We start from the raw sequence: 6000 nt of genomic DNA, 5'->3' as shown, positions 1-6000 counted from the left end.
GGCTCGGAGATGTGTATAAGAGACAGGTCATGGGGAGGGCACTTTTCTTGGAACGGCACGCGGCCTGCGCAGGGGCGCTGAATCGGGCGGATTGCCGAGGGGGGAGGAGCCGATGCGGCTGTCACCCCGCACAATCAAGGGCGCGCCATAGCGACAAATGCGCCGCTTGGCCTGTCAAAAGTGATGCGCACCGGAAATGAGCGGGCGGGGACGGGCGAGGCCGTGCTCCCCGCCGTGCGGCGCGGTTGCCGCAGGCCGGGCCCAATGGCACATTGGCCTCATGCTCCTCGCCCCGCTCCTTGCCGCCGCATCCGCCGTGCTCCTGCCGGTCGCACCCGTCCCGCCCGCAGCCCAGTTCAAGGACTGGAGCGTGGCCTGCGACAACACCCGGCGCTGCGAAGCGGTGGCCGCCGTCGAAGCGGACGAGACCGGCGACAACTGGGTGATCCACGTTGTGCGCGGCGGCGCGGCCGACGCCGTCCCCGTGGTCGAGGCTACCCCCATCTTCGGAGACCCTGTGGCCGCTGTGGGCGTTCTGGTCGACGGGCAGGCGGCGCCCTTCGGTTTCGATGTTGACGGGTTGCTGACCGGCGATCCCGCCGCCTTCCTCGCCGCGCTTGCACGGGCGCGCAAGGTCGAGGTCGCCGCGCGCGGCGGCGCGGTCATCGGCACGCTCCCCACCAGCGGCGCGAGCGCGGGCCTACGCTGGATCGACGACCGGCAGAGGCGCGCAGGCACCGTCACCGCAATTGTCGCGCGCGGGCGCGCTCCGGCAAGCGCCGTCCCCGCGAGACCGGCGCTGCCGCGCATTGCCCAGCCGCCCGTCTCCGCCGCTCCGCCCCGCATTCTCACGCCGACCGATGTGACCGCGATCCGCGCGCTCGGCGATTGTGATGGCGATGTGCCACCCGAAACCGTCGCCAACACCTACCGGCTCGATGCGGCGCATACCCTCGGGATCGTCGGCTGCTATCTGGGCGCCTATCAGGGCCCATCGGTGATCGTGGTGATCGACGAGGCGGGGCGCTGGACACCTGCGGTGATCGAGCAGGCCCAGGCCTTGCCGAAAGAGATCGAGGGTTACTGGTCCTTCCTCCTGACCAGCGCCAGCTACGATCCTGAGAGCCGGCTGCTGGGGGAATGGGCCAAGGGCCGGGGGCTCGCCGATTGCGGGCGTGCGGCATCCTGGGCGTGGGACGGGGCGGTGTTCCGGCTCGCGTATTTCGCCGCGCTCGACGAATGCCGGGGTGCGCCGCCGGGAACGTGGATGACGCGCTGGCAGACCGCGAACGCGCCGCTCGAGGGAGCGGACTAGGCGCTGACTTCACCGGTTCCGCGAGGCGCGGCCTTGTTCTCGATCCATCTTGGTGTATTAATGCAGCAATGCACCAACGGAGGGCGGAGCATGAAGTGGCTGACGATATTGGCCGGGATCGCGGCACTGTTTGCTGCGCCGGTCTGGGCTGAAGACGCGCCGGGACCGCAAGCAGCGTCCGATCGCGCTTCCGAGCCTGTGCAGGTCATGATCCTCGGCACATATCATTTCGCCAATCCCGGCCTCGACGTGGCCAATGTCGAAGTGGATGATGTCCTCGCGCCCAGGCGGCAGGCGGAGATTGCCGATCTGGCAGACAGTCTTGCCGCATGGGCCCCCACCAGGATCATGGTCGAGGACGAGGCTGTGCCGCCGATGCTCGCATTGCCTGCCTTTGCAGAGACGGAGGCGTTGCTGAAGACATCGCGCAGCGAGAGCGTGCAGATCGGCTTTCGCCTCGCGCGGCAGCTCGGCCATAAGGCTGTCTATGGCTATGACGAGCGCGGGGGCGAGGGCGAGCCCGACTACTTCCCGATCGGCGAAGTGCAGGCCTTCGCCGCGGCGAACGGAATGATGGGCGATCTTGCGGCGGTGTTTGCCCAGGTCGAGGCGATGACCAAAGAGCAGCAGGGACAACTGGCAAGGCAGTCGATCGCCGAATCGCTCTTCGAGCACAATGACGGCGCGGCATTGGCGCTGATGCACTACCGGATCTACTATGCGCTGCTCCGCTTCGGCGACGGCAACCAGCAACCCGGCGCGCAGCTCAACGCCTACTGGTACATGCGCAACGCAAAGATGTTCGCCAAGATCGCCATGGTGGCGCAGCCGGGTGACCGGATCGTCGTCCTTGCGGGCAGCGGTCATGCCACATGGCTGCGGCATTTCGTCGAACACGTGCCGGGCTTCGAACTTGTCGAAGCCATGCCCTATCTTGATCGAGCGGCCGAGCGTTCGCGGCCCGCCACTCCTCAGCCCTGATCGAACCCCACGAAGCGCGCTGCTTCCTCGACGCTCTTGCGCAGCGAGACGACCGCGTTGGCGGGGAAGTCCGGATCGGGCCAACCCATGGCGACCGCCTTCATGATCACCTGATCATCGGGGATGCCGGCGTGTTCGCGCACCACGGGGCTCTGCATGATGCCTTGCGAGTTGATCACGCAGCCAAGGCCCCTGGACCATGCCGCGTTGACCAGCGCGGTCGTCACCGCGCCGCAATCGAAGGCGGTGTCGTCGCTGCCGGAAAGCTCGCGGTCGTAGGTGACGATCACGCAGACCGGCGCGTCGAACTGGCGGAAGCCGCGCAGCACCCAGTCCTGTCGGGCAGCGGCGTCGTCACGGGCGATCCCCATTGCGCCGAAGAGCTGCTTGGCGACCTCGACCTGCCGCTCGCGGTGGACGCCCGCGAAGGCCTCGCTGCGACGGAATTCGCGGCTGTCGGGGACGCCGGCAAGGATGTTCTCGGTGTTGCCCTTGCGGATGCGATCCAATGGCGCGCCGGTGATGACGTGGAAGTGCCAGGGCTGGGTGTTCATCGAGGTCGGCGAGCGCATCGCCATCGCCAGGATCTCCTCGATCAGCGCGCGCGGCACGGGCTTGTCGAGGTATCCGCGAATGCTGCGCCGCCCGAGGACGACCTCGGCGTAAGTCTGGTCAGGCGTGCCGCCCATGTCTGCTCTCTCCCGAATCTGTCTCGGGGCAGGGGTTAGCGCAGCACCGGCCGCTCTCAAAGGACGCTACGGCAGAGCGGAGCGGCTATGCCGCCTCGGCGAGCCCCAGCTCCAGCCGGTCCCAGATTTCGACCAGCGCCGCGGTCAGCTCGTCCATCATGTCGTCGGTGTGGTGCGGTCCCGGCGTGAAGCGCAGGCGTTCGGTGCCGCGGGGGACGGTGGGGAAGTTGATCGGCTGCACATAGACGCCGTATTCGGCCAGCAGGATGTCGCTGATCTTCTTGGCGCGCACCGGATCGCCGACCATCAGCGGGACGATGTGGGTGACCGAGTCCATCACCGGCAGGCCCGCCTCGGCGAACTTCAGCTTGAGGAGCGCGGCGGCGCGCTGCTGGGCGTTGCGCTCGACGCTGCTCTCCTTGAGGTGCCGCACCGAGGCGAGCACGCCCGCGACCAGCACCGGCGAGAGCGAGGTCGTGAAGATGAAGCCCGGCGCGTAGCTCCTGATGCAGTCCACCACCTTGGCGCTCGCGGCGATGTAGCCGCCCATCACCCCGAACGCCTTGCCGAGCGTGCCTTCGATGATGTCGATCCGGTGCGCCGCGCCGTCGCGCTCCGAAATCCCTCCGCCGCGCGCGCCATACATGCCGACCGCGTGGACCTCGTCGATATAGGTCAGCGCGTTGTACTTTTCGGCCAAGTCGCAGATCGCGTGGATCGGAGCGACGTCGCCGTCCATCGAATAGACGCTTTCGAAGGCGATCAGCTTGGGGGTGCCCTCCGGCACGCTCGCCAGCAGTTCCTCGAGGTGGGCCACGTCATTGTGGCGAAAGACCTTCTTCTCGCAGCCCGAATTACGGATGCCGGCGATCATGCTGGCGTGATTGAGCTCGTCGGAGAAGATCACGCAGCTAGGCAGCAATTTGGCCAGCGTCGAGAGCGTCGCGTCGTTCGAGACATAGCCGCTGGTGAACAGCAGCGCCGCGTCCTTGCCGTGGAGGTCGGCGAGTTCCTGCTCGAGCTCGACATGCAGGTGCGTGTTGCCGCCGATGTTGCGCGTGCCGCCCGAGCCTGCGCCGACATCGTGAAGCGCGGCTTCCATCGCGCCGATCACCTTGTCGTGCTGCCCCATGCACAGGTAGTCGTTCGAACACCACACGGTGATCGGCTTGGGGCCGTTGTGCCCGTGAAAGCAGCGGGCGTTGGGATAGGCGCCCTTGTTGCGCATGATGTCGATGAAGACGCGGTAACGGCCCTCTTCGTGCAGCCGGTCGATCGCGGAATCGAAGATCTGGTCGTAGTTCACTCGCGTCTCGCTCATGTCGCGGCCGCCATGGCGGGGCGGACGCGGTTCCTGCCTTGCTTTTGTCCCGCCACAACGAGCCAGAAGGCGGAAAGTTTCGGCGGTATTTAAGGGTGCGGCGGCGCATTTTCCACCGCGATCTTTGCGAGTGTTTCGCAAGGGGACTTGCGCCAGTCAGAACGCTTCCGGGCTCCCGAAGCCGCGTGCGGCGAGGGCCCCCTCGAGGCCTGCTGCCCCGGCGAGCGGCCCGGTGACGACGAAGCGGTTGGGGCCGGGGGAGGGCGCGAAGCTCTGCCCTTCAAGCAGGTGGGCGATGCGCCGCGCGATGCCTGCCGCGCCGTCGACCTGAGCCACGTCAGGCCCGAAAGCGGCGGCCAATTCGTCGGAAAGCAGCGGGAAGTGGGTGCAGGCAAGCACCAGCGTGTCAATGCTGCCATCGCCCGCCATCGCGGTCAGGCGGTCGCGGACATCGGCGATCAGCGCCCGATCGACCGAGCCCCCGCGCAGCTTGGCTTCGGCGGCTTGCACCAGCCCCGGTGCAGCCACGCGCAGCAGGCGCTTGCCCTGGGCAAACTGCGTCTCGAGATCGTCGACATAGCGCTGGCGGATCGTCGCCTCGGTGCCGACGAGGCCGATGGTGCCGGTCTGCGTGAGCGCAGCGGCAGGCTTGATCGCGGGGACGGTGCCGACCACCGGGATCTCGAGCACGTCGCGCACCATGCCGAGCGCGATGGTGGAGGCGGTGTTGCAGGCGATGCAGGCGAGCCGCGGCTGCCAGCGCTCGGCCATGCGCCCGAGCAATCCCGCCACCCGCGCGGCGATCTGCGCCTCGGTCTTGTTGCCGTAAGGAAGGCCGGCAAGGTCGGCGGCGTAGATCACCGGGGCATCCGGCATGACCTTGCGCAACGCGTCATAGACCGTGAGCCCGCCCACGCCGGAATCGAACAGCAGGATCGGGGCAGCAGGGTCGGCCATGGCAGGCGAGGCGATGGCCGAGCCGCCGCCCGAGGTCAACTGTCCGGGAGAACCTTGATGATGGTCTTGAGCTCGATGCCGAGTTCCGCCCAGCGCGCTTCGCTCCAGGCCTCGTATTCGGCAAAGGATACGCGCCCGTCGCGGTCGGTATCGGCTGCGGTGTAGAACTCGGTGACCTGGGCGGGATCGTCGCTGTTGCCGATGACGGCGCTGCCTTCGCGCGAGTCCCCGCCATTGGGGTCGACGAACGCGATGGCGACAAAGGGCGATTCCGGGCTCTCAAGATAGCCGCTCTTGTTGCGGTCGAGATAGGCGAACACCCGCTCGAAATTGCCGTCGACCTCAATTTCGGTCGGCTCGGCAGAGGGGTAGGCGGCAGCGAGGGCAAGCCCCAGAACGGTCAGGGTCAACATGGCAATACCTCCAAGGATGATGGGTCGGTATCGCCGGGATGGCAGCGGGGTGGGGTACTCTGGAAGGTCCGGCGGAGCGGTTACGGCCTGACCATACCCGTCCGAAGCCCCCTCCGCCTCGGCCAGCATCCGCGCCGCTTCCAGCGAGGTTGCAGCGCCCAGCTTGGTCCGCGCCATCTTCAGACGCTTCTCAACCGCGTGGTGCGTAATGCCGAGATCGATTGCGATCTCCTTGGCCGACTTGTGCGCCAGCCACGCGCGCAGCACTTCCTTCTCGCGCTCGGTCAGGCGGCAGATGGTATCACTCGCGGTCATGGTAGCCAG

Annotated in this window: 6 protein-coding genes; 2 read left to right on the top strand and 4 right to left on the bottom strand. The window is 67.3% G+C overall.

Going from position 1 to position 6000, the window contains the following annotated elements:
- Positions 1-280 precede the first annotated feature (280 nt).
- Complete coding sequence (locus AX708_RS01510; RefSeq protein WP_067489371.1) at positions 281-1315, top strand: DUF1176 domain-containing protein; 1035 nt, start codon at positions 281-283, stop codon at positions 1313-1315.
- 90 nt (positions 1316-1405) lie between these two features.
- Positions 1406-2296: a DUF5694 domain-containing protein gene (locus AX708_RS01505; RefSeq protein ID WP_067489367.1), complete on the top strand. Its 891-nt coding sequence runs from the start codon at positions 1406-1408 to the stop codon at positions 2294-2296.
- Here the strand turns inward: AX708_RS01505 and AX708_RS01500 are convergent.
- The 4 genes from AX708_RS01500 to AX708_RS01485 form a co-directional block, all read right to left on the bottom strand.
- Positions 2287-2985: a nitroreductase gene (locus AX708_RS01500; RefSeq protein WP_067489364.1), complete on the bottom strand. Its 699-nt coding sequence runs from the start codon at positions 2983-2985 to the stop codon at positions 2287-2289. The two genes, AX708_RS01505 and AX708_RS01500, sit on opposite strands and share 10 nt — an antisense overlap.
- 85 nt (positions 2986-3070) lie before the next feature.
- Positions 3071-4291 carry a 5-aminolevulinate synthase gene (gene hemA / locus AX708_RS01495; protein ID WP_067489381.1) on the bottom strand — a complete coding sequence of 407 codons (1221 nt, stop codon included), beginning with the start codon at positions 4289-4291 and terminating at the stop codon, positions 3071-3073.
- A 171-nt stretch (positions 4292-4462) separates the two neighbouring features.
- Positions 4463-5263, bottom strand: a complete 801-nt coding sequence (gene murI / locus AX708_RS01490; RefSeq protein WP_067489378.1) for a glutamate racemase — start codon at positions 5261-5263, stop codon at positions 4463-4465.
- 35 nt (positions 5264-5298) lie between these two features.
- On the bottom strand, positions 5299-5991 hold the full coding sequence (locus AX708_RS01485) for a LuxR C-terminal-related transcriptional regulator (RefSeq protein WP_067489361.1): 693 nt from the start codon (positions 5989-5991) through the stop codon (positions 5299-5301).
- Positions 5992-6000 lie beyond the last annotated feature (9 nt).

The organism is Erythrobacter sp. CCH5-A1 (genome assembly GCF_001557115.1).
GTDB lineage: Bacteria > Pseudomonadota > Alphaproteobacteria > Sphingomonadales > Sphingomonadaceae > Erythrobacter.
Note: the sequence above shows the minus strand (reverse complement) of the source record. Positions and strands in the feature narration are given on the sequence as shown.

Coding starts and splice junctions, on each gene's coding strand:
- AX708_RS01510 (WP_067489371.1), top strand. CDS start 281: ATGCTCCTCGCCCCGCTCCTTGCCGCCGCATCCGCCGTGCTCCTGCCG.
- AX708_RS01505 (WP_067489367.1), top strand. CDS start 1,406: ATGAAGTGGCTGACGATATTGGCCGGGATCGCGGCACTGTTTGCTGCG.
- AX708_RS01500 (WP_067489364.1), bottom strand. CDS start 2,985: ATGGGCGGCACGCCTGACCAGACTTACGCCGAGGTCGTCCTCGGGCGG.
- murI (WP_067489378.1), bottom strand. CDS start 5,263: ATGGCCGACCCTGCTGCCCCGATCCTGCTGTTCGATTCCGGCGTGGGC.
- AX708_RS01485 (WP_067489361.1), bottom strand. CDS start 5,991: ATGACCGCGAGTGATACCATCTGCCGCCTGACCGAGCGCGAGAAGGAA.